An 18,387-nucleotide genomic window follows, 5' to 3' on the forward strand; every position below is an offset into this window, starting at 1 on the left:
CCTATGCAGGTCTAACTGAATCAGCCGTAACCCAACCTCTCCAACCTCCATCCATAGTAGTAACGTGATATGGACAAGTTTTTCCAGGTGCAGTAAAGTTGATTTTTCTTTGAGCATTAACTTCGGTTAATCCTGGACCAGTACCATAACTATCACGGTGTAATTGCCCATTTACAATTACAACTGAACCAATACCAACGTTATTTGAAGGTCTTGGCGTCTCAACAACATAAGTTCTTTTAGCTGGAACAGGTGCTTTCTTTAAAACAATTGGGTCGTAATCACGCCATTCTGTCATTGTAATAGAAACATCATATTCATCAGCTGAATCAGATAATTTATAAGAAAAGTCATCAAAAACAAATTGAAAATTAAATCTAGTATTTGTTAAAACAACTCGTACAACTTCATGACGTTCAAACATATCATTTAACAACGATATAAAAGCATTACCACCATTTCTATCTGACCAAGTTATATTTCTAGAGCTCCAATAAGACCTTCTCCTAGATAAATCAATAGGTATTTTAATGTTTAAATCAACACTTCCTAATGTTGAATTATTAGCTAATCTAATTATTTCTCCAACATTAATAACACTATTTTTATCATTTCCTGATGAACGTTTAAATTCAAATTCTGACGGTGCAATCGGAAACTCATATGTTTCATTTTTAAAATTAGTCATGTAAAGACTTATCTTATTTTCCATATAAAATCATCTCCTTATGCATTACTTAAATTAGCGTCTGAACGGTGTTTCAAAAAGTCCTCTAACTTACGAGCAATTGTTTCACCGTCAATATCAGAACCATTAGTAATAACTTGAATAGCACCTTCGTTAACATTAATCACTTTTGAATTACCTGAATTAGAATTGCTTGTATTGCTATTTGGTGAAATTAAACTTCTTGGATCAAATGAGCTTTCAGAAGTACTATTTCCTTCTGTGTTTAACCCAATATTAGTTCCATTAACTTTAGTAATATATCCTAATAAACTTTGCAATGCAGTTATTGCATTAATAAATCCATTAGCTAATACTTCTCCAGGATTTTGAACCTGTCCGAATGCAATGTCAGAAACATTAACATTATTACCAGCATTACTAATTTCATCGGTTGCACTATAAATAGTATCTTTAACATCACTAAAACCATTAATTAATCCATTATTAAAACCGTTCATTACAGCATTACCTGCTGGAATTAATAACTTTTTATCGTAACTAATTGGACCTTTATGTGCTTTAATCCAGCTACCGATACCACTAACGAAGTTCTTTCCTGCTTCCCACGCAGATTTAAGACCTCTAACGAAACCATCAATTATTGCTTTACCAGCGCCAACCAAAATATCTCCCATTCCACTAGCAATTGACGCCATGCCATGAATACCATTAGAAACAGCGTCTTTAGCATTACCCATTGAGTTTGAAACGGTTGAAACAATTTGAGAAAAGATTGATGATACTACTCCAAAGAACATCATTACAGCCATAGAACATGCCATAATTCCCGCAGCAACCAGAAGTAATGCTACTCCTAAGATCATAAAACCAGCTCCAGCAACAATTGCTGCAACTCCAAGTAAAAGTAGAAAAACACTAACAATCATAATAATTGGTACAGCTATCATAAGTGTCATCGTTACAAGAATTAAAGCCGCACTTATCATCATTAAACCAACTGCTGCAAGTAATGAACCCATACCAACAACTAAAAAGCCTGCTCCAAGCATAATAACCGCAATTGCTGCAATCATTCCAAAAACTGCAATCATCATAATTGCAACTGAAACTATCATTAAACCAATTCCAGCTAAAATTGCTCCAACACCAGCAATTATCAATGCAGTTCCTAGTAACAACATTCCAACCGCTGCTATAATTCCACCTACACTAAGAACTATTAATGCAGCACCAATCAAGAAAATTGCAAGTGCAGCCTGCATACCAAATGCAGAAATTATTGGTAACGTCATTGCAAACATTGTTAATCCAACCATTGCAAGCATTATCCCTACTCCTATCAATAGTACCGCTGCTCCTACAAACAATGCCATAACGCCAAAAGCTAACATTCCAACAGCTGCAATATTTAGCATTGGACCGAATAAAGCAAAGATGATAACTAATCCTGCAATTACAGCACCAAATGCTGCCATCGCTATTGCTCCTTGCGTTCCAGTGCTTGCTATTGGATACATAGCTAATGCCATAGCACTAATAGCTACCGCAAATACTGCAATTCCAACAACGCTAGACTGCAATTTTGATCCCATCAAGCCAAGAACTCCTGCCATAATTCCAACTGCTGCTGCAAATCCTAGCATAGCAATTACACCTTCAGCACCAGTAGAAGCCAATGGTTTAATTGCAAATGCTAATAATGCAAGAGAAGAAATAATTAATGCAATTCCACCTGCCTTCATGATTGAATTTAATCCATCTTTAAGACTGACTGTTCCTTTAGCAGCATTTTTAGCACTACTTCCAAGATTTTCAGCAGCCGATGCTGCTCCTTTAGCGCTATTTTTTAATCCTAATAATTTTTTAATTAAAGGAACAAAAAACTTAATCAAAAATGGACTAGTTATAAAAAATGTCATTATAGACCCAAGTAAAATCCATCCTTTCTGATTATCATTCAATGCACTCAAAGTCTTACCTAGCCATCCGCAAAAACTAGATAAAGAAGAAATAGTATCATTAACAGCTTTTCTAAAAGGTGCACAGTTTTCATACGCGTACATAAATGCAGTTCCGATAGCAAACAATACTGAAATTACTGGATGCTTTGCAATTGCTCCAAATATAGATGAAATGCCTGAAATGGATTTTGAAAACGCTAAAGCACCACCAGAAGCTACAAAAAAAGCACCTCCAACTGGTGCAATTGCCATTATTAACTTACCTAAAAAACTTAATAACGGTTGGATAGACTGAATAAAACTAACAACTTTTGGTATTCCAGAAGAAAGCATGTTATTAAAGAAAGTAAAGAAGCCATTGATAGCATCTTTTCCTTTGTCAAGAACTGCTGCTATTCCACCTTGGCCAGCTTTTTTTAATCCGTTATCTAAAGCATCCAATGAACTAGCTAACCCTTTAGTTATTGAGTTTTTCATATTAGTAAATGAAGTACCAATACCTTGACTAGCTGTTCGTGCAGTTTTAGCAAAACCGTTTGCTCCACCATCTAATTCAACAAATTTATCATTAAGTTGATCCATGGTAATTTCTCCAGATTTAAGTTTTGCATATAAATCTTTTTCAGCCGATTTACCTGCTAATCCAAATGCATTAGCTACTTTAGTCAATGCATACGGCATAGTTTCTTGTAAAGTTCTCCATGACTGCATATCAACTGTTCCCGTGGCCAACATTTGACTATATTGTTCAACCCCACGCGAAGCGTCTGCTCCACTTGCTCCTGAAGCAAGAAAGGCGTCATTTAAAGCAGTCGCAGTTTTAGCACCAGCAGTTGCATTTTTTTGAAGAATAGCAAAGCTCTGAGCGCTCTTAGTTAAGTCTTGAAGTGATGTTGGTAATCCATCAACCCCTGTTTTCATAATTCCAATTGCTTTTGTTGCATCTTTTGTTGAGTATCCCATTTGCTTCATAACTCTTGGATATGAATTTAAAGTATCAAACCTAGCTACTGCATCTCCAACTGATCCACTAATAACTCCCATACTTTTTGAAATACCCGTAGAAACCAAACTAGCTCCTAATACATTTTTAAAAATGCTACCTGTATGTTCTGCTTTGTTTCCCATATTGCTAATAGAATTACCAGCATTATTAGCAGCTGGTGGTGTTGCATTCATTTTTTGATTAGCTTCATCTACACTAGATGAAAAATTTTTTATTTTTGACGTATCAACAGAAGGAGCTTGAATTTTACCAGTCATCATTGGTTTAGCAACATCAGCTCTAATTTCTGCCATTTGACTTGTAACTTTAGAAGTATCAATACTAGGTGCTTTTACTTTTGGAGAACTAACGGAACCGTTCATTGTTGATTTTAATTTGTCAAAAGTGCTAACTGTTCTTTGAACATTACTGTTAATTTTATTCAAAACGCTAGACATGTTGTCATATAGCATTAATGTTCCTTTTAATGTAGCCATGTTTATCCTCCTTTCATACTTTATTAATATGTATGCCAGGATAGACCTGGACTTTTTTGCTAATGACGGTGACTCTTACTTTTAGCATCTCGCTCAGCCTTATCCTGTGCTTTCTTCTCTTCCTCTTGTTGAATTTGTATCATCGCAATAACTGTAATTCTTTCACGATGACCTAAATTCGCCCATTTGCTGGGAGTCCAACCGAATTCATGCATTGCATACATACAATAAAGAAAGTCACCACTGTCATTAGCTTTTATTAGTTTTTTACTTCTTCAATTTCGTTTTCTTCAGCGTCAAACCCTTCAATTTCTTGAATTTTTTCGATAAGCGCACTGTATTCACCAGCAGTTAACATAGCACGAACAGTTCCTGCTGCGTTACCAACTGTGCCATAGTATTCTTGAATTTCGTTGTCGTTCAAGTTAGGTTCAACAATTGTATTTTCAATTAGTAAATTAACGAACTTACGGTTATCAGTTTCTTGAGTAAATTGACCACGTTTTTTGTGAGTAACAGTAGCCCCACGTTGAAGCTTGTCTAATTCAGTACCAGTAATTGTTCTGATTTTAAATTCAGGTAACTTGTCAGAAGCTTTAAAAGTTACCTCCTTGTTTAAATCTTCTTTGTTTAAGAGCCATGATTTTACATCTGCCATAATTATTTACCTCTTTCTTTTAGTTAAATTGTTGTAAGATTTTGAAATCATCAAATGTGAAATCAGTATCCATTTCTAAAATACCGTCATCTGATTTAAGCGAAGCCAACATTGAGTCATTTAAAATAACATTCATTAGTTGAACTACTTGTTTACCAGTGTTACTTGAAGGATCTTCAACAGTTAGTGTCATTGAAATATCAGGATAAGCACCTGTTTCAGCGAAGTTAGCTGCGATTTCAGCAAATCTTGAAGTAATGTGATACATAGTTAGTGAACCAGTACCCTCAAGTGAAGTAAGTTTATGCCCCGTCATTCGACGTCCAAGAACTTTAACTTCTTCAGTATTTCCTTCTAATTTAGCTTCGATTTCTTCAATTTCAGCAAGATTATAATTATTACCATCAATGGTTACAGTAACTCGTCCAGAATTACTTGTAATAGTATCTCCAGGTTTAGTAAAAGCCATAATTTATCCTCCTATCGTGATGTGATTGTCATGTACATTTTTTCCAATGAGTCAGTAGTTGTAACTGCTACATCAACAGAAACAGAGTCCTTGTTTTCTGTCGCATTAACAACAACATCATCAGGCTTAAATGATTGAATAGCATTCATATTTTGAAGAGTTGTTAAATAATTAACTAAGACTGATTTAAATAAATCACGTCCATCTGCATTATTAGTAACTTTTCCGATGAATGAATCTTCCCAAGTAATGCGAACAGTATTAGCAATTGCGTCAAGAACTCGTAAAGATCTATTTTTAGCAAAATCATGACCTTTTCCATCACTAAATGTGTGTAATGAGTTGATATCTTGCAATACTTTTACCGTTCCACGAGAAGCAGTAAAGATTAATTTACCTTGTGAGATAGCGTCAACTGAATCATCATCATTTAATCTAGGAGATACATCTTTAGCTCCATTAATTTGACGATAAGTCAATGATTCATTTGGTAAAGCTGCTGCTGAAGCACCAGCTACAAATCCAGCTGATTGTGATTGAGTTAATTCTGTTCCGTTAGACATGACGATAGAATTACCAACAACAATAACTCCTTCATAATCTGACTTAGTGTTTGCTTTATCAGGAACAACTGCTTGAACTTTCTTGCCTTGCTCATCACGCAATCTTTCTGCCGCAGAAACAAATACTGCATGAAGTGGAGAATTATCAGCAGAATCAGCAGCAACAATTGTATTGAAATCAGAAGTTTCAATTGCGTTTGAAATATCTTCAACCAAACTAAGACTCTTAGTGTTATCTCCTCCACTAAGTTTTACGGAAACTGGATTAGTTAGTTTAGCTAAAGCAGAAACTCCGTCATCACTTTGTGCTGAACCTTTAATAGCAAATTCAACAAATGAATTAGCTTGGTAATCTGATACTTTTGAAATACGTTGTTTATCAACTAATTTAGTTCCTAACAACGTTTCAACAGTGAAGTTAGTAGCATTGTTTGAATCAGGACTAACAGTAACCGTAATATCGTTACCGCGTTTTCCGTTGTATTTTGCTGAAATATCAAACGGTAAATTATCAGAAATACCAGTAGCTTTAGTACCTGAGTTAGCATTGAATACTAAAGCTTTTTTAGCATTTCCTAATACCATTCGAAGTCCAGTAATTTTAGGAGAGTCTAAATCAACTCCCAATTTGCTTAAAATATCGCTACCAGCAGTGATATTAACAAGTCCGTTTTCTCCCCAACCTAGATCAGTTAAAGCAGTAAAAACAACTCCACGTTCTCCAGTATTCGTAGAAGCCGTATCTTGTGTTGTTCTAACGTTAACCCATGCTCCTGGTAACATTTTGTTTTGAGAATTATAAGTTCCACCTGCCATATTTAAAACATCCTTTCTACCAAAGAATTAACTTCAGCATTTGCTTTTTCGATTGTGTATTGAACGTTATCTTTTAACGCAACTTTAAATAGGTCACGCATATATCCTGGATAACTGCTCGTATTTACAAACTGATCCTTAGTGAATGTAATTTCAGTTTTTTCAGATACTTTAGGTGTATCTTTTTTGACTGGAACTAAATCACTAGAAGTTGATGAAATATCAACTTTTTTTGGATTACTTGAACTTTTATCCATAATGACCTCCAATCATTAATTTCCTTGTCTATATCGTGAATTAACAGAAAAACTGATATGCAAGTCTTCATTTTGAATTTCGACACTTAAATCATTAACTTTATGTCTTTTAATTCCGTCTTTATCAACTATCCATTCAAGATTAGACAACATAAATTCACTCATTTTATCTAATTCAGATTGAACATTCATTGACTTAGTATCAACGAGATAAACAACGTCAAAATTGTATTTTCGCATTTGTTCATCTGACAATTTAACTTGAGTTTGAGTTGCTAATGGTTGTACAAAAAAAGACGGAAATTTAATTTTTCCGTCCAACTTATGTGATCTAATTACTGGTATCTCAGGTTTTATATTGGATAATGTATATCCAACCAATTCTGTCATTGTCATCATTCAAGACCCGTGCCTTTCATAAATTTGTTAAAGTTCTTTTCTAAAATCTTTTCAAAGACTTTATCAACATCATTTAAGGTATTGGTCAACATAAAAACACCTGGATAATAACCACCATTTCTTAACCTATGTCCATATTCAAGATATGGTGCATAGTGAAGATTATTAGAAATATCAACACTAGCAAAACTCCCACTATATCTAACGCCACTGCTAGACCAATTACGCCTTAAAGCTCCAGTATCAACTGGTGTGCGTTCCTTAACTCCACTCATGACAAGAGCGACAGCTTCATTCAATGAATTCATCACCATCTGTTTCGTAGCAACTCCATTAACAAAGTTATTAAAATTACTAGCCATATTTTCAAAATCTGAATTTTCAAATGATCCTAAACTTGTCACTATTTTCTCTCCATATAATTTACAGCAATTTCTTGATGTGTCTTATAAGATGTATAGCCACTAGAAGCGTCTTTATAAGTTGTAACATTGCCATTGACATCCGTAACTTCGAATATTGATCCAGCTGGTAATTTTACATCATTATCTAAAAAGATAGTTGCATCATAGTTATCAGAACCATACATATTACCTTTCAATGGACTAAGCTGACGTTTTGATACCTTAACATTGATATCACTAAGTAGTGGAACTGGTGTATTTTCATCATCAGAAAATGGGCTGTCGCTACTTTTATTTTCAATTACATAAATAGTTGCCTTATCACGGTAAAGTGTTCTAAGAACTTTTTTAGTATTGTTAAAAGCATTGTCGTAATTACTTACCATTCTACCCTCCGATAATTGTTAAGAACGTTTTGTAATGAACTACTGATTAAATTAGACTCGCTAATCAATTCAGTTTTTTTAGCGTTAACAGCAAAACTAACAGTTGTGTCTCCTTCAGAAATTTGTGACACAGGATCATTAGATTCATTTTCAAATACATCATTATCTTTAAGCCATGCAAATAGACACATAACGATTGTCGGCTCTAATTTATCAGGTAAATCAGTAATATCAATGTTGACGTATGAACTAATTTCGTTAAGTAATTTGTCGATGATCATTGTTAATAATGCATCATCTTCAATGTTTGGAAATAATTTCTTAACATCATTTTTAATATTGTCATTATTAACTTTTACCATGGACACCACCTATTTAGTTGCGGTAGGTTTAGTTAAACTAACTCGAATACCATCTAATTTATTCTTGCGAACAAAAATATCATGATATAAACGGTTTTGATATAAGTATCCGTCACCTTCAGTGTGTTGACCTGGTTCAAACAAGTAAACAGCATTTTCTTTAACTAATTGAATAATTGCTGGATTAGCAACAACTAAGAAATTAATTTTTACTGCATCAGAAGTTGCTTTAAATCCATCTGAGAAATCATAATCGCTCATAAAACGGTCTTCATCCCAAACTTCTACTAATTGAACTCCGTCAATTGAAGTTACACGAGATTCTAATGCTGTCATGCCAATATTTTGGTTAGTAATTGAACGAGTAAATTCAGTTGATTGTTCTAATGCATCCATAGTTTCACTTGAAACAAATACAACGATATTTTGTGGACCATATTTACGAACTGGTAAAATAGCATCCTTGATTTTTGAATAAACGTTTGCTTTTGTAATTGAGTCAGAGTTTGATTGGTTTGCTTCAACTGCTTTTTTAGCTAACTTAGAGAAACGGTATGCATCGATTTCTGGTTGGACATGTTCTTCAATAAATACCTTTGAAATATTAGCAGCTGCTAAATCTTGGTTAGTTTCATCAACATCTTGTTTGTCAACAAAGAATTCAACATCACGGTCTTGCCCCATTGTGTATACTTCTTTTGCGTTTTCAACAGAACCTGAGTTGTAACCTTTACCACGACTATGTGCTTTTAATCCTGATGTTGAGATAGTAGTTAAAGTAAATGATTTACCACCGTTAACTAATTCAACATCAGCATTACCACCTAATGCGGAAGTAAGAAGTCCTTGTGTGATTTTTTGATCTAAAGCGCCATTATCTTTTGTAACATAATTAATTGCTACCATTTATAAATTCCTCCTATTTTGACTTAACGATACCCAAGGCGTCAGCAAACGAATTTTTTACATTTGGTTCCCCGTCCTGTGGGTTATAGTGTTGTTGTTCATTTCCTTCAAATAAATAAGGTTTATCTTTGGCTAATTGGTCAATTTGATTCTGCAGTCCATCAACTTTTCCATTTTCGCCAAGTTTAATTGAATCTAAATCAATTAATTTTTTGATGACTTCGGTATCACGAGCCTTGGTTTGTCCTAATTGAGCGTCAATAGCACCATTAAGTTTTGTTTTGGCTAAATTAGACTCCCACTTTTGTTTATCAGCGTCATATTTAGTCTTCATCTCTGTTAATTGACTAGATAACTCTTCATTATCTTTTGAATTCTTTTGTAACTTCTTTAAATCCTTATCACGTTCTCCTAATTGAGTATTCAATTGGTCACGTTCAGTTGTTAAATCAGTTACTTTAGCATTCAAATTATCAATTTCTTGATGATGTGATTTCATGACATTATCAACTTGTTCATCGTTGAGACCTAATGATCGTAAGTCTTCTCTTTTCATAATTAAACTCCTTCTCGACAATTTAACGTCAGTCGGCGACGAATTGAAGGTATAAAAAATAAGCCTTTTAACGCCATGCTAAGGGCGAATATTCGCAAAATAAAAACACCTAACAAATTGTTGTCGATGTTTTTTAAAAAAATTCAATAAGTTTATCTGCAATATCATTCAAATAATTTGCATCTTCTATGTTATCCAAAACATGTTCAGTCGTTAAATCTTTAGCTTTGTCCTGAATATCAAACCATTCATCTTCAGTAAGAACTTTATCCTTACCTGGTAAATTAATAAACTTACTCAAGTATTTAATTTCTTTTTCATTTAAAACTTCACTTATCATTTTTCAACTTCCTAACTCTATTACTGCTAGTTGGAAAAGTAGTTACAATTGTACCAGTTTCAGGATTAACAACTGCTGTACCAAATTCCCCAATGTATTCTTTAGAAGGTCTTCCAGATTTATCGATACCTTTATCTCTAATTCTTAATGGATTTTCAATAGCATCAATAATATGAGTAGCATTTCTATTTCTTTCAAGCATACGGTCAAAAGCATGCTCAGAAACTCTATTAATTTTAATTTCATCTCTGGTAGTTTTACCTAAAATTTTATTACCTTCTGATTTACGTACCCAACTTATCCAATCATTATAACTCATTGAATTAATTTCTTGAGATTTATTTGTAAAAATATTTTTAGACCAACGTTTTTTATTAATTAAACTATCAATATCTTTAATGTATGGTGCTGTAGTACAACGGCAATGTGGATGAATTAATGGATAGTTAATACCTCGTTCAATATCTTTCACATTAAAAATCTTATGATCAAGTTCTCCACAAATGACACAAGTTCGTGATTCCAAAGTCGCTAAATAACGATATTGTTCTAATTTATTTTCTTTGTAAGAACTCTGAGTTGCCGTTTCATCAACGTGTCCCATTTCAGTAACAATCAATCGATGAAGTTCATAATCTTTCATGTTCTTAAATACTTGGCGAGCTTCATTAACCATTTGTTTTGAATCATAGCCTAATGAAGCACCCTTAAATAAAGATTTCTCAAGATATGAAGGCAAAGTATTAACCATATTACCCCAAAGTCGTTTGCTAAAGTTTGATCCTTGCCAGTTTTGATTAATAACACTTTTAAGAATTCGCTCATCTAGTTTTTGGAAATCACTTGAATACGTTCCTAAACCGTTTTGTATCATATGTGTTGTTTTGTAATAAGTATCAGAATATGAATTCATAAGCGTGTCAGCAAATTCATCTGTCTCATTACTAGTATAGGTAGCTAGCATGTCAGTAATTTGTTGTTTTAATGCGTCCAATCTACTAATACGAGATTTAGCATATTCACCAGTCATATAAGCTTCATATAAGTATTTATACTCTGGATCGTCAGACATGTCTTCCCACTTATTTAATGTCTCTTTCCAAGTGTGGAAATCATCTTTACTCAAAGTATCTTGTGCTTGTTCAAGCGACAAACCATGAGCCTTTGCATATTTATGAACAAATTTATCAATTAATGATTCTATTTCTGCTTGAACTGGTTCAAATCTATTTTTAAGTTGCTCTTCATATCTTTTAGCATTTTTAACTTGATTAGCCTTAATTTGTAAAGCTCGTTCTTCCCAATAATCAGCCATAAAAACACCTATTAGTCATGTTTATCTAATTCATCATCATTTGCGTAGGGATCACTTCCCGCTTTTTCTTCCTGTCTGAGTTCAATTTCTTCTTCCCAGTTAGAAACAATTGGGCTGTTCTTAGCAATCGCTTCAGCAGATGAAACATTAGCAAGATTAGAGATAACCTGTGCTTGCTCTAGCTCATTTGAAATCAACGAACGTTTCCATGTTTGAGAAATAGCAATATTATCCTTCTCATTCAAATAACGTAATATAAAACGAATTAAGCGATTAATACTTGGTCGATATTCAGACTCGAGCTTAGCAGCTTTCATTTCTAATGCACTATACATCATCTTAATTGCAACACCTGAAACAGCAGTACCAAGTGTAATCTTATTCAAGTCAAGACCTTGACCAAACATGTAAATTTGGTCATTTAACTTAGCTAACAATTTATCTCGAGCTTCAACTGGTATTTCAACGGATACTGTTTCTAATCCACTGTTACCTTCATCACTTTGAAACTTAACACTCTTATATTTACGGATGTTTTCCATAAATTCGTTTAAATCAGCACCACCATAATTTTTAAGAACCAATAATACTTGCTGGACATCTCGAACGTCATTAATAAAACCATTTAAAACAATGTCATAAGCATCAATTTGTCCCTTATATTGAATTAAATCGCCAGTTTCATCCGCATTATTAGAGAAACGAATAAAGGGAACGTCGCCCATGTTATGAGTTAAGACATTCCCTTTTCCTATTTCGATATCAGCATTGACGTCCATTGTTGTAATGATGTTATTGGCTTGCAAATCAGAATAGTCATCTCCGTCTTTACGCTTGAAGAAAGTAGCTTCTGTATCGGTCCAATATTCATCATAGATATAAACGTTACCGTCAGTTTCATCCAACTTTTTATAAGTTCTTCTAACAGCTAACAGTTTCTTTTCCATAGAGTCAGAGTAAATTGGAATGATTTGATCAGGTTCGACAATGCCATATCTAAACTCATTGTTATCGTCTACCCAAACATGTAACCAAGAAACTCCCGCTAGTGATGACTCAACCATTAATTTTTGGACGGTTGATTGGTACTTATCTCCTAAGACATTCTTAATCTTAGAATTGATTGCATCATCTTCAACATCAATAGTTGGTGGTATTGCACCACAATATGAAGCTTTTTGGTCAACTAACAATTGGTGGAAGTTAGAACTAATCCGACTATCCGCATTTCTTAATGGAGTTAACTTATCTTGCTTTAATCCATCCGCCTTACTATCTCCATCATTATTTTCAGTTATATCGTTTTGATTTCTGTAATACTTCTTTGAGATTTCGTATTTATCATTAACATTTGATAATTGGTCATCTAATTTCTTGAATACTTTCATAGCAACGTTAAGTTCCATAACTACTTCCTTCCTACCAAGCAACAAAGCCTGATTTGTTTTCTAGAATTGTATAAACGAAATATCTCATTGCATCTTCAGCATGGTCATGTTCTTTTACCGGTTTGTCTTCTCCACGATCTGCTGCTTTAGTGTCCCAAATGTAAGCATTCATTTCTTTAAATAAGTTCTTACACTTGGAACTAAATTTAATCTTGCCAGTATCCATAGCACTCATGGTTGCTCTAATACCATTAACTACATCATTCTTAGCTCGTTTAACAAAATAACCATTACGAGTTAATTCCTTTTTAAATGAAGCAGCAGCTGGATCAAGAATAATCTGAACCGATTTACTCATATGATTTCTTTCATAAAAGTCATCTAAATCTTCTCGTAACTCGCTATCAGTCTTATCGTGCTTGCTCTCTCGTCCAGAGTAGTAATATTCATCAGTGCAATACCAAACATCTTTATATAAGCTCCAACGCAAGAACACTGTTGCATTTTGAGTACCGTAATCAGCTGACACCCAGTTCTTTTCAAATCTAGTGTCATCAGGCAAATCAATTACCATTGATTTCTTATCAAACAAAGCATAGATAACACCTTCTGATACAACCCACTGACCACGAATGTATCGCTGATAAAAAACTCCTGAATAAGCACGTTCGTAACGATCGATAACTTTCTTTGATAGTGATGGATTGTCTTTCATCAAGAAATGAATTCGGATAGCGTTCTTTTCTTTTAATTGGTCTATCCAATTTTGTTTAAACCAATGATAAGGTCCTTCAGGGTTTCCGTTAAACCATGTCTTTCCTTTATAAACTGATACACGAGAAGTACATTGGTTTACAAAACTTTCCGGCATTAAAACAACTTCATCAAAAAAGAAGCCTGCAGCAGTTAGCCCTTGAACCAATTGATACGACTTCTCATCTTTTCCACCGAATAAGTAAAAGTAATTGGTTATTCCGTTTCTTGTTATTTCAATGTAATTGTCTGTTCGTCTATCTCGAACCATAAAACCTTCTGATTGCAACATGGTAGTTAATGGAGTAATCACGTTACGTCTTAGCGAACCAATCGTCTTGCCAGCCATACCAAAGTTCATTTCAGAAAAGTTACTCATAGCCCAAATTACATAGCTAAGACTCATCACAACAGTCTTACCAGCACGAACTGAACCGTCAGCAATTATTGTATCTTTATCATGATACGGGCTTTCGGGCGTCCACCAAGTCATAACTTGGAGTTGTTTTTTTGAAAATGGAACAAACTTGAATTTAGTTTTAAGTTTCAACTTCGTCACCATTTCCAAACACTCCCTTTCCACTCTTATTTATCGCATTTAACAAACTATCTTTATTATCAGTTTCATCATTTCCGATACCAGCTTCAGCAATATATTTATAAAGTCTATCTTTAGCTTTTTCAGGGTCTTTCAGTACAACTCTTAGCCCGTCTTTACCTTTATAGACTTCTTTAATCAGTTTTGTGTCGACGTTACCCTTATCCGTTAAGAATATATCTGTAATATGTCTATTAATAGGTTTTCCGTTATTATCAACAATTTGCAAACCATCATCATCAGTTAAATCAATCTGACTGGTTGACCAATTTACATAATCGCCAATATCAGCATTAGCCTGTTGAATATCTGATTTTAAAAGATCGACTAAATCAATCATCAATTCTTCGGTAGTATCTTTTTTAAGTTGTTTAATAAAAGATTTAATCCTAACATTACCTAACAAACGTGGACCACTAACTAATGCTGATTCATGTGTTACTCCATAAGCTTTTATATAAGATTGAGTAGCATTAAAACTACGCAAATAGTGGATACAGAACAGTTTTTGTTTTTCTGTCAACTCATCATTTTCAATGATTTTTTCTGTTGCAACATGTTGCGTTTTTGTTGCACTTTTTTGTTGCGTTTCATTAGATATGTTGCATTTTGTTTTTGATTGTTGTTTAGACCATTTATATCTAGATTTCCAAGTCCGAACTGTTGCAGAACTAACACCATATTTATCAGCTATCTCTTGGTATGATTTACCGAGTAAATAGTCATTCTTTGCGTCATCTCTTTTTGACATTTACATTCACCTACACCTCCGTTATTTGTTATTTTTATGTATAAAAAAAGACTACCGTGTAATCACTAATCAGACGTTAATCTGAAACACGATAGTCTTTTGAGCCTAATAACGAGTGACGGATTCGAACCGTCCATTGTCCATTCTCGTTGCCATAGAAACGACTGTTGCCAGTTTCATTCTTAGATAACTTAACAAAATTTATAGATTTCTCTACAATACCATCATTGCACATAAGTATATTTTTAACTTCCTGTCTTTCATCAAAAACTTCCTGCAATTCATCATAAACTTCCTATTTTTTGTACTCTACAATATCTAACTCGTGAACTTGCATTGCCACAGCAAAATCTAATAATGCTTTACGTTTTATATGTTGGTAGCGTGACATGCTATATTCAATATCGAATGAAACTTCGAGGTCTTTTTTATGCTCTAGATAAACCGCATTTAAAATATATCCTTCAAAACTTGGCAATGCTTTAATCGCCTTTAGAACATGCTTAACATCATCTTGTCGTTGCAGCATTAATACATTCTTCTCTTCATTTGAATTGCCAATCATACTTCCTGTTGGCATATCAGAAATGGTTGGTGACTTAATACTCATTGAAGTTAGATTGGCTTGTATCTGCATTTTAGGAAGTTGCTTAGTAAGAAAGTTTCGTGCTTTTCGGATGGTTTTATCCGTGTCGATATCTTTGATTAGCTCCATTAAATGACCTCCATCAACTGGTATAATATAGTTATTATCTGCTATATTGACTGCCTATTTTGGCGGTCATTTTTTTAGTTAATTATTTAATTTATCCGCTTCCGCTTTGTATTGCTCAATCATCATTTCATTTAACATCATTGCTAAAGACTTATCCGTTAGCTCAATGAAATTGTCTTTATCTTGCTTATCCACATTCATAAAATGCTTATCGTTTTCAGATTTAACTTGTACATAAACGTCAGGTGGCAATATAATTTGGTGGACTTTTTTGTGTTTATTTTTGAATTCATGTTCACTTAGCATTACTTAATTTCCTCATAAGTTTTATTGAAATCATCAGCGCTAATCGCATAACGCTCATCATTAATGTCAGTTACAATATAGTCTCCAATTTTAATAATCATATTATTAGCATAGGTAGCATCTAAAAAATAACAAAAATCTTCATTGCCGAAGTCTGGAATAAAATCAATGCTGTACTTTTTAATCATTTCTTCCGAACCGTCAAATTGCTCAGCTTTGATAGTAGTTTTCTTGCGATATTCTTTAAGCATTTAATTTTCTCCCACACTTCGGACAATAATTAATTTCAATTTCATCACGTTCACCGTTGTCTATTCTTAAAAGCCATTTATCAGTCTTTTCATATCTACCAGCTACGGAGTATTGAAGTTCAACGTCTGTTGTCCAGATATCATCAGTATTCATTGGATAACAACCGTTTTTATAAACGGCTTTGTCAGGTGCATAATGGCAATATTTACAATTCTCTTGCTCTTTATCCATGAATATCTGCCTCCTTAATAAAAGTTCCATTGTTATTTTTACTAGTTCTATCTTTAATCACGTCGTATGCTTCGTTAATTAAATTTTCAATATTCCAGTCATGTTGGTCTACCATAAGAATCAGGTATATTAGTTTCTTGAAACATCTCCCCAATTTTTGACACATCTTTTTTAATGAGATTTTCGATATCTCTCCTGCTTCTTCCATTACTTTAATTACTTGTTTGTCGGTTATTTTATTTAAGTCGTGCTTATCTGCCCATTTTCGGATGTTGTCAAAAGTGTTAGTCATCTTCTTAAACCTCCACAGCGAATTGCTTTAACGGTGCTAATTGTGGGTTATTTTCAATTTCATCCATTATAAATTTGGTGGAATTGCACACCTTGTTTTCCATACCCCAATATCCAATTTCATCTATATCTAGATAATTTTCCGCTCCATCTCTATCAATCATGATTTCATGAATAAGCTTATTAGCTTCTTTAATCTTGTTATAGTTACCGATCTCATTAGGATTACTAATTACAAAATATGTTCCATCAATTAATATTCCTTTTGATTTATCACTAGCTCTACTAGCAACGCTAGATTTAGGAAATACTTTTCCAACTATAAATTTGTCACTCATTTTTCTTTTACCACGTTGTAATTCTCTAAGATGGTTGTTGTGGTAGGATTTACCTTCACCAAAGAATTGATAACAGCAAATACTACAAAAATTACCGTCTACAACAATCCCTTTACATCTTGGACATTTTCGTTTCTTTGGTTTATTTGACATGTTAAAACTCGCTTTCATTAAACATATTTTGGAATACTACATCCTTCATACTGTGAACGTTTGTGTTCTTTAGTTGCTTCTTTTTTAATTTCATCTTTTAAAATTGCATATCCAGCAGTTGATTGATTGTTGAAATATGCGGTCCGTGTTTTTTGAGTTGATTTACCGAAGTAATCAAAACTAAAACCATAAGATGTATTTTTAAAATTAGTTACGTCGTTAAATTGATATGTGCTTCCGTTTGCCGTAAATACTATTAATTCCATTTTTAAAACTCGCTTTCTTCAAATGTTTTCGTTCTGTAGTTGTACTTTGCAACTGTTACTGGTATTCCGTACTTGTATTCAAATAACGTCATCCGCAAACTAGCGTCAGCTGTTACTTTAGTTGGCTTAACGTCGATAACTTTGGTCATATTTCCATCGTTGTCATACAAAACAAAATCAGGGCTATAAACTCGATGACGTTTATTCTTTTTGCCAACTTTAAATTTAGGAATAATCTCAAAACTTTCATGTACCGTAAAATGCTTTCTAAGCAATATAACGTGATTCTGGTAATACAATGCTTCGGCTTTACTATCGAACTTAATTCCGTCGATTTCTTGCCGTTTAGCATGATATTTATTACTTTTGCTTTTCAATCTCAATATGTCCCCATGACATATTGCATTTATTTTCCTTGATTCCATTTCTAATTTTGTATTCCTGAGTTCCGTCAATGTTTTTAAAGTATCTTTGAACTCTTTTAGCAAATACTTTAAAGCTTGCAGCAGTAAATAATAAGTTGTCATCGTTATCGTAAGCACGATAAATAGTTGATGTTAGATACACTCTTGGTTCTCTCTTTTCACGTCGTAAAATATAAATCGCTTGTTTCCAACGTTCATCAGATTCAGGAATGTTCTCAACTGATTTTTTATGTTGTCCTAAACTATATTCATCTTCTAGTTCATGAATTAACTGAATAGCTTCTTTTTTAGTTTTGATTTTCATTTCAGTTCCCCGCTAAATTTCTTGCCACTACTTCAAATTGGCGTTTGTACA

General features: G+C 33.6%; 26 protein-coding genes. All 26 read right to left on the reverse strand.

From position 1 onward, the window contains the following. Position 1: 1 nt before the first annotated feature. A complete protein-coding gene (locus tag R4B61_RS00325) occupies positions 2-712 on the reverse strand; it encodes a hypothetical protein (RefSeq protein WP_413627682.1) in 711 nt (236 codons plus the stop codon). A gap of 14 nt (positions 713-726) precedes the next feature. Then, positions 727-4,134: a tape measure protein gene (locus R4B61_RS00330; protein ID WP_413627683.1), complete on the reverse strand. Its 3,408-nt coding sequence runs from the start codon at positions 4,132-4,134 to the stop codon at positions 727-729. A gap of 259 nt (positions 4,135-4,393) precedes the next feature. Then, positions 4,394-4,792, reverse strand: coding sequence for a phage tail assembly chaperone (locus tag R4B61_RS00335; RefSeq protein ID WP_413627684.1), 399 nt, complete (start codon positions 4,790-4,792; stop codon positions 4,394-4,396). 19 nt (positions 4,793-4,811) lie between these two features. After that, positions 4,812-5,261 carry a phage tail tube protein gene (locus R4B61_RS00340; RefSeq protein ID WP_413627685.1) on the reverse strand — a complete coding sequence of 150 codons (450 nt, stop codon included), beginning with the start codon at positions 5,259-5,261 and terminating at the stop codon, positions 4,812-4,814. 11 nt (positions 5,262-5,272) lie between these two features. After that, positions 5,273-6,640, reverse strand: a complete 1,368-nt coding sequence (locus R4B61_RS00345) for a phage tail sheath family protein (RefSeq protein ID WP_413627686.1) — start codon at positions 6,638-6,640, stop codon at positions 5,273-5,275. A gap of 2 nt (positions 6,641-6,642) precedes the next feature. Beyond that, positions 6,643-6,897 carry a hypothetical protein gene (locus R4B61_RS00350; protein WP_413627687.1) on the reverse strand — a complete coding sequence of 85 codons (255 nt, stop codon included), beginning with the start codon at positions 6,895-6,897 and terminating at the stop codon, positions 6,643-6,645. A gap of 15 nt (positions 6,898-6,912) precedes the next feature. Next, positions 6,913-7,296, reverse strand: a complete 384-nt coding sequence (locus R4B61_RS00355; protein WP_413627688.1) for a DUF6838 family protein — start codon at positions 7,294-7,296, stop codon at positions 6,913-6,915. Beyond that, the gene (locus R4B61_RS00360) at positions 7,293-7,700 is read right to left on the reverse strand and encodes an HK97 gp10 family phage protein (RefSeq protein ID WP_413627689.1); all 408 of its coding nucleotides are present in this window, start codon (positions 7,698-7,700) and stop codon (positions 7,293-7,295) included. Before R4B61_RS00360 ends, R4B61_RS00355 begins: the two co-directional genes overlap by 4 nt. Continuing rightward, on the reverse strand, positions 7,700-8,086 hold the full coding sequence (locus tag R4B61_RS00365) for a hypothetical protein (RefSeq protein WP_413627690.1): 387 nt from the start codon (positions 8,084-8,086) through the stop codon (positions 7,700-7,702). Before R4B61_RS00365 ends, R4B61_RS00360 begins: the two co-directional genes overlap by 1 nt. Next, on the reverse strand, positions 8,080-8,448 hold the full coding sequence (locus R4B61_RS00370; protein WP_413627691.1) for a hypothetical protein: 369 nt from the start codon (positions 8,446-8,448) through the stop codon (positions 8,080-8,082). Before R4B61_RS00370 ends, R4B61_RS00365 begins: the two co-directional genes overlap by 7 nt. Positions 8,449-8,457: 9 nt before the next feature. Then, positions 8,458-9,354, reverse strand: coding sequence for a hypothetical protein (locus tag R4B61_RS00375; RefSeq protein ID WP_413627692.1), 897 nt, complete (start codon positions 9,352-9,354; stop codon positions 8,458-8,460). Between the two features lie 13 nt (positions 9,355-9,367). Continuing rightward, a complete protein-coding gene (locus R4B61_RS00380; protein WP_413627693.1) occupies positions 9,368-9,910 on the reverse strand; it encodes a phage scaffolding protein in 543 nt (180 codons plus the stop codon). Between the two features lie 133 nt (positions 9,911-10,043). Next, positions 10,044-10,250, reverse strand: coding sequence for a hypothetical protein (locus tag R4B61_RS00385; RefSeq protein WP_413627694.1), 207 nt, complete (start codon positions 10,248-10,250; stop codon positions 10,044-10,046). After that, positions 10,240-11,565 carry a minor capsid protein gene (locus R4B61_RS00390; RefSeq protein WP_413627695.1) on the reverse strand — a complete coding sequence of 442 codons (1,326 nt, stop codon included), beginning with the start codon at positions 11,563-11,565 and terminating at the stop codon, positions 10,240-10,242. Before R4B61_RS00390 ends, R4B61_RS00385 begins: the two co-directional genes overlap by 11 nt. An 11-nt stretch (positions 11,566-11,576) precedes the next feature. Continuing rightward, positions 11,577-12,971, reverse strand: a complete 1,395-nt coding sequence (locus tag R4B61_RS00395; RefSeq protein WP_413627696.1) for a phage portal protein — start codon at positions 12,969-12,971, stop codon at positions 11,577-11,579. 13 nt (positions 12,972-12,984) lie between these two features. Then, positions 12,985-14,268 carry a PBSX family phage terminase large subunit gene (locus R4B61_RS00400; protein ID WP_413627697.1) on the reverse strand — a complete coding sequence of 428 codons (1,284 nt, stop codon included), beginning with the start codon at positions 14,266-14,268 and terminating at the stop codon, positions 12,985-12,987. Continuing rightward, positions 14,246-15,055 (reverse strand): terminase small subunit, encoded by an 810-nt coding sequence (locus R4B61_RS00405; RefSeq protein WP_413627698.1) that lies wholly within the window; start codon positions 15,053-15,055, stop codon positions 14,246-14,248. Before R4B61_RS00405 ends, R4B61_RS00400 begins: the two co-directional genes overlap by 23 nt. A gap of 295 nt (positions 15,056-15,350) precedes the next feature. Further along, a complete protein-coding gene (locus R4B61_RS00410) occupies positions 15,351-15,770 on the reverse strand; it encodes an ArpU family phage packaging/lysis transcriptional regulator (RefSeq protein WP_413627699.1) in 420 nt (139 codons plus the stop codon). A gap of 78 nt (positions 15,771-15,848) precedes the next feature. Beyond that, positions 15,849-16,076 (reverse strand): hypothetical protein, encoded by a 228-nt coding sequence (locus R4B61_RS00415; RefSeq protein ID WP_413627700.1) that lies wholly within the window; start codon positions 16,074-16,076, stop codon positions 15,849-15,851. Next, positions 16,076-16,327: a hypothetical protein gene (locus R4B61_RS00420; protein ID WP_413627701.1), complete on the reverse strand. Its 252-nt coding sequence runs from the start codon at positions 16,325-16,327 to the stop codon at positions 16,076-16,078. Before R4B61_RS00420 ends, R4B61_RS00415 begins: the two co-directional genes overlap by 1 nt. Then, positions 16,320-16,559 (reverse strand): hypothetical protein, encoded by a 240-nt coding sequence (locus R4B61_RS00425; protein ID WP_413627702.1) that lies wholly within the window; start codon positions 16,557-16,559, stop codon positions 16,320-16,322. The genes R4B61_RS00420 and R4B61_RS00425 overlap by 8 nt, the downstream gene beginning before the upstream one ends. Next, positions 16,552-16,851, reverse strand: a complete 300-nt coding sequence (locus R4B61_RS00430) for a hypothetical protein (RefSeq protein WP_413627703.1) — start codon at positions 16,849-16,851, stop codon at positions 16,552-16,554. Before R4B61_RS00430 ends, R4B61_RS00425 begins: the two co-directional genes overlap by 8 nt. Positions 16,852-16,855: 4 nt before the next feature. Next, entirely contained in the window at positions 16,856-17,341 is a 486-nt protein-coding gene (locus R4B61_RS00435) for a hypothetical protein (protein WP_413627704.1), read from the reverse strand. Between the two features lie 17 nt (positions 17,342-17,358). Further along, the gene (locus R4B61_RS00440) at positions 17,359-17,607 is read right to left on the reverse strand and encodes a hypothetical protein (protein WP_413627705.1); all 249 of its coding nucleotides are present in this window, start codon (positions 17,605-17,607) and stop codon (positions 17,359-17,361) included. Between the two features lie 2 nt (positions 17,608-17,609). After that, complete coding sequence (locus R4B61_RS00445) at positions 17,610-17,984, reverse strand: DUF1064 domain-containing protein (protein WP_413627706.1); 375 nt, start codon at positions 17,982-17,984, stop codon at positions 17,610-17,612. Next, the gene (locus R4B61_RS00450) at positions 17,968-18,336 is read right to left on the reverse strand and encodes a hypothetical protein (RefSeq protein ID WP_413627707.1); all 369 of its coding nucleotides are present in this window, start codon (positions 18,334-18,336) and stop codon (positions 17,968-17,970) included. The genes R4B61_RS00445 and R4B61_RS00450 overlap by 17 nt, the downstream gene beginning before the upstream one ends. Positions 18,337-18,387 lie beyond the last annotated feature (51 nt).

The organism is Fructilactobacillus vespulae, from assembly GCF_047324295.1.
Lineage (GTDB): Bacteria > Bacillota > Bacilli > Lactobacillales > Lactobacillaceae > Fructilactobacillus > Fructilactobacillus vespulae.

Coding starts and splice junctions, on each gene's coding strand:
- R4B61_RS00405 (WP_413627698.1), bottom strand. CDS start 15,055: ATGTCAAAAAGAGATGACGCAAAGAATGACTATTTACTCGGTAAATCA.
- R4B61_RS00420 (WP_413627701.1), bottom strand. CDS start 16,327: ATGCTTAAAGAATATCGCAAGAAAACTACTATCAAAGCTGAGCAATTT.
- R4B61_RS00335 (WP_413627684.1), bottom strand. CDS start 4,792: ATGGCAGATGTAAAATCATGGCTCTTAAACAAAGAAGATTTAAACAAG.
- R4B61_RS00385 (WP_413627694.1), bottom strand. CDS start 10,250: ATGATAAGTGAAGTTTTAAATGAAAAAGAAATTAAATACTTGAGTAAG.
- R4B61_RS00395 (WP_413627696.1), bottom strand. CDS start 12,971: ATGGAACTTAACGTTGCTATGAAAGTATTCAAGAAATTAGATGACCAA.
- R4B61_RS00415 (WP_413627700.1), bottom strand. CDS start 16,076: ATGCTAAGTGAACATGAATTCAAAAATAAACACAAAAAAGTCCACCAA.
- R4B61_RS00450 (WP_413627707.1), bottom strand. CDS start 18,336: ATGAAAATCAAAACTAAAAAAGAAGCTATTCAGTTAATTCATGAACTA.
- R4B61_RS00440 (WP_413627705.1), bottom strand. CDS start 17,607: ATGGAATTAATAGTATTTACGGCAAACGGAAGCACATATCAATTTAAC.
- R4B61_RS00400 (WP_413627697.1), bottom strand. CDS start 14,268: ATGGTGACGAAGTTGAAACTTAAAACTAAATTCAAGTTTGTTCCATTT.
- R4B61_RS00340 (WP_413627685.1), bottom strand. CDS start 5,261: ATGGCTTTTACTAAACCTGGAGATACTATTACAAGTAATTCTGGACGA.
- R4B61_RS00350 (WP_413627687.1), bottom strand. CDS start 6,897: ATGGATAAAAGTTCAAGTAATCCAAAAAAAGTTGATATTTCATCAACT.
- R4B61_RS00355 (WP_413627688.1), bottom strand. CDS start 7,296: ATGATGACAATGACAGAATTGGTTGGATATACATTATCCAATATAAAA.
- R4B61_RS00390 (WP_413627695.1), bottom strand. CDS start 11,565: ATGGCTGATTATTGGGAAGAACGAGCTTTACAAATTAAGGCTAATCAA.
- R4B61_RS00430 (WP_413627703.1), bottom strand. CDS start 16,851: ATGACTAACACTTTTGACAACATCCGAAAATGGGCAGATAAGCACGAC.
- R4B61_RS00325 (WP_413627682.1), bottom strand. CDS start 712: ATGGAAAATAAGATAAGTCTTTACATGACTAATTTTAAAAATGAAACA.
- R4B61_RS00365 (WP_413627690.1), bottom strand. CDS start 8,086: ATGGTAAGTAATTACGACAATGCTTTTAACAATACTAAAAAAGTTCTT.
- R4B61_RS00380 (WP_413627693.1), bottom strand. CDS start 9,910: ATGAAAAGAGAAGACTTACGATCATTAGGTCTCAACGATGAACAAGTT.
- R4B61_RS00345 (WP_413627686.1), bottom strand. CDS start 6,640: ATGGCAGGTGGAACTTATAATTCTCAAAACAAAATGTTACCAGGAGCA.
- R4B61_RS00370 (WP_413627691.1), bottom strand. CDS start 8,448: ATGGTAAAAGTTAATAATGACAATATTAAAAATGATGTTAAGAAATTA.
- R4B61_RS00375 (WP_413627692.1), bottom strand. CDS start 9,354: ATGGTAGCAATTAATTATGTTACAAAAGATAATGGCGCTTTAGATCAA.
- R4B61_RS00330 (WP_413627683.1), bottom strand. CDS start 4,134: ATGGCTACATTAAAAGGAACATTAATGCTATATGACAACATGTCTAGC.
- R4B61_RS00435 (WP_413627704.1), bottom strand. CDS start 17,341: ATGTCAAATAAACCAAAGAAACGAAAATGTCCAAGATGTAAAGGGATT.
- R4B61_RS00410 (WP_413627699.1), bottom strand. CDS start 15,770: ATGGAGCTAATCAAAGATATCGACACGGATAAAACCATCCGAAAAGCA.
- R4B61_RS00425 (WP_413627702.1), bottom strand. CDS start 16,559: ATGGATAAAGAGCAAGAGAATTGTAAATATTGCCATTATGCACCTGAC.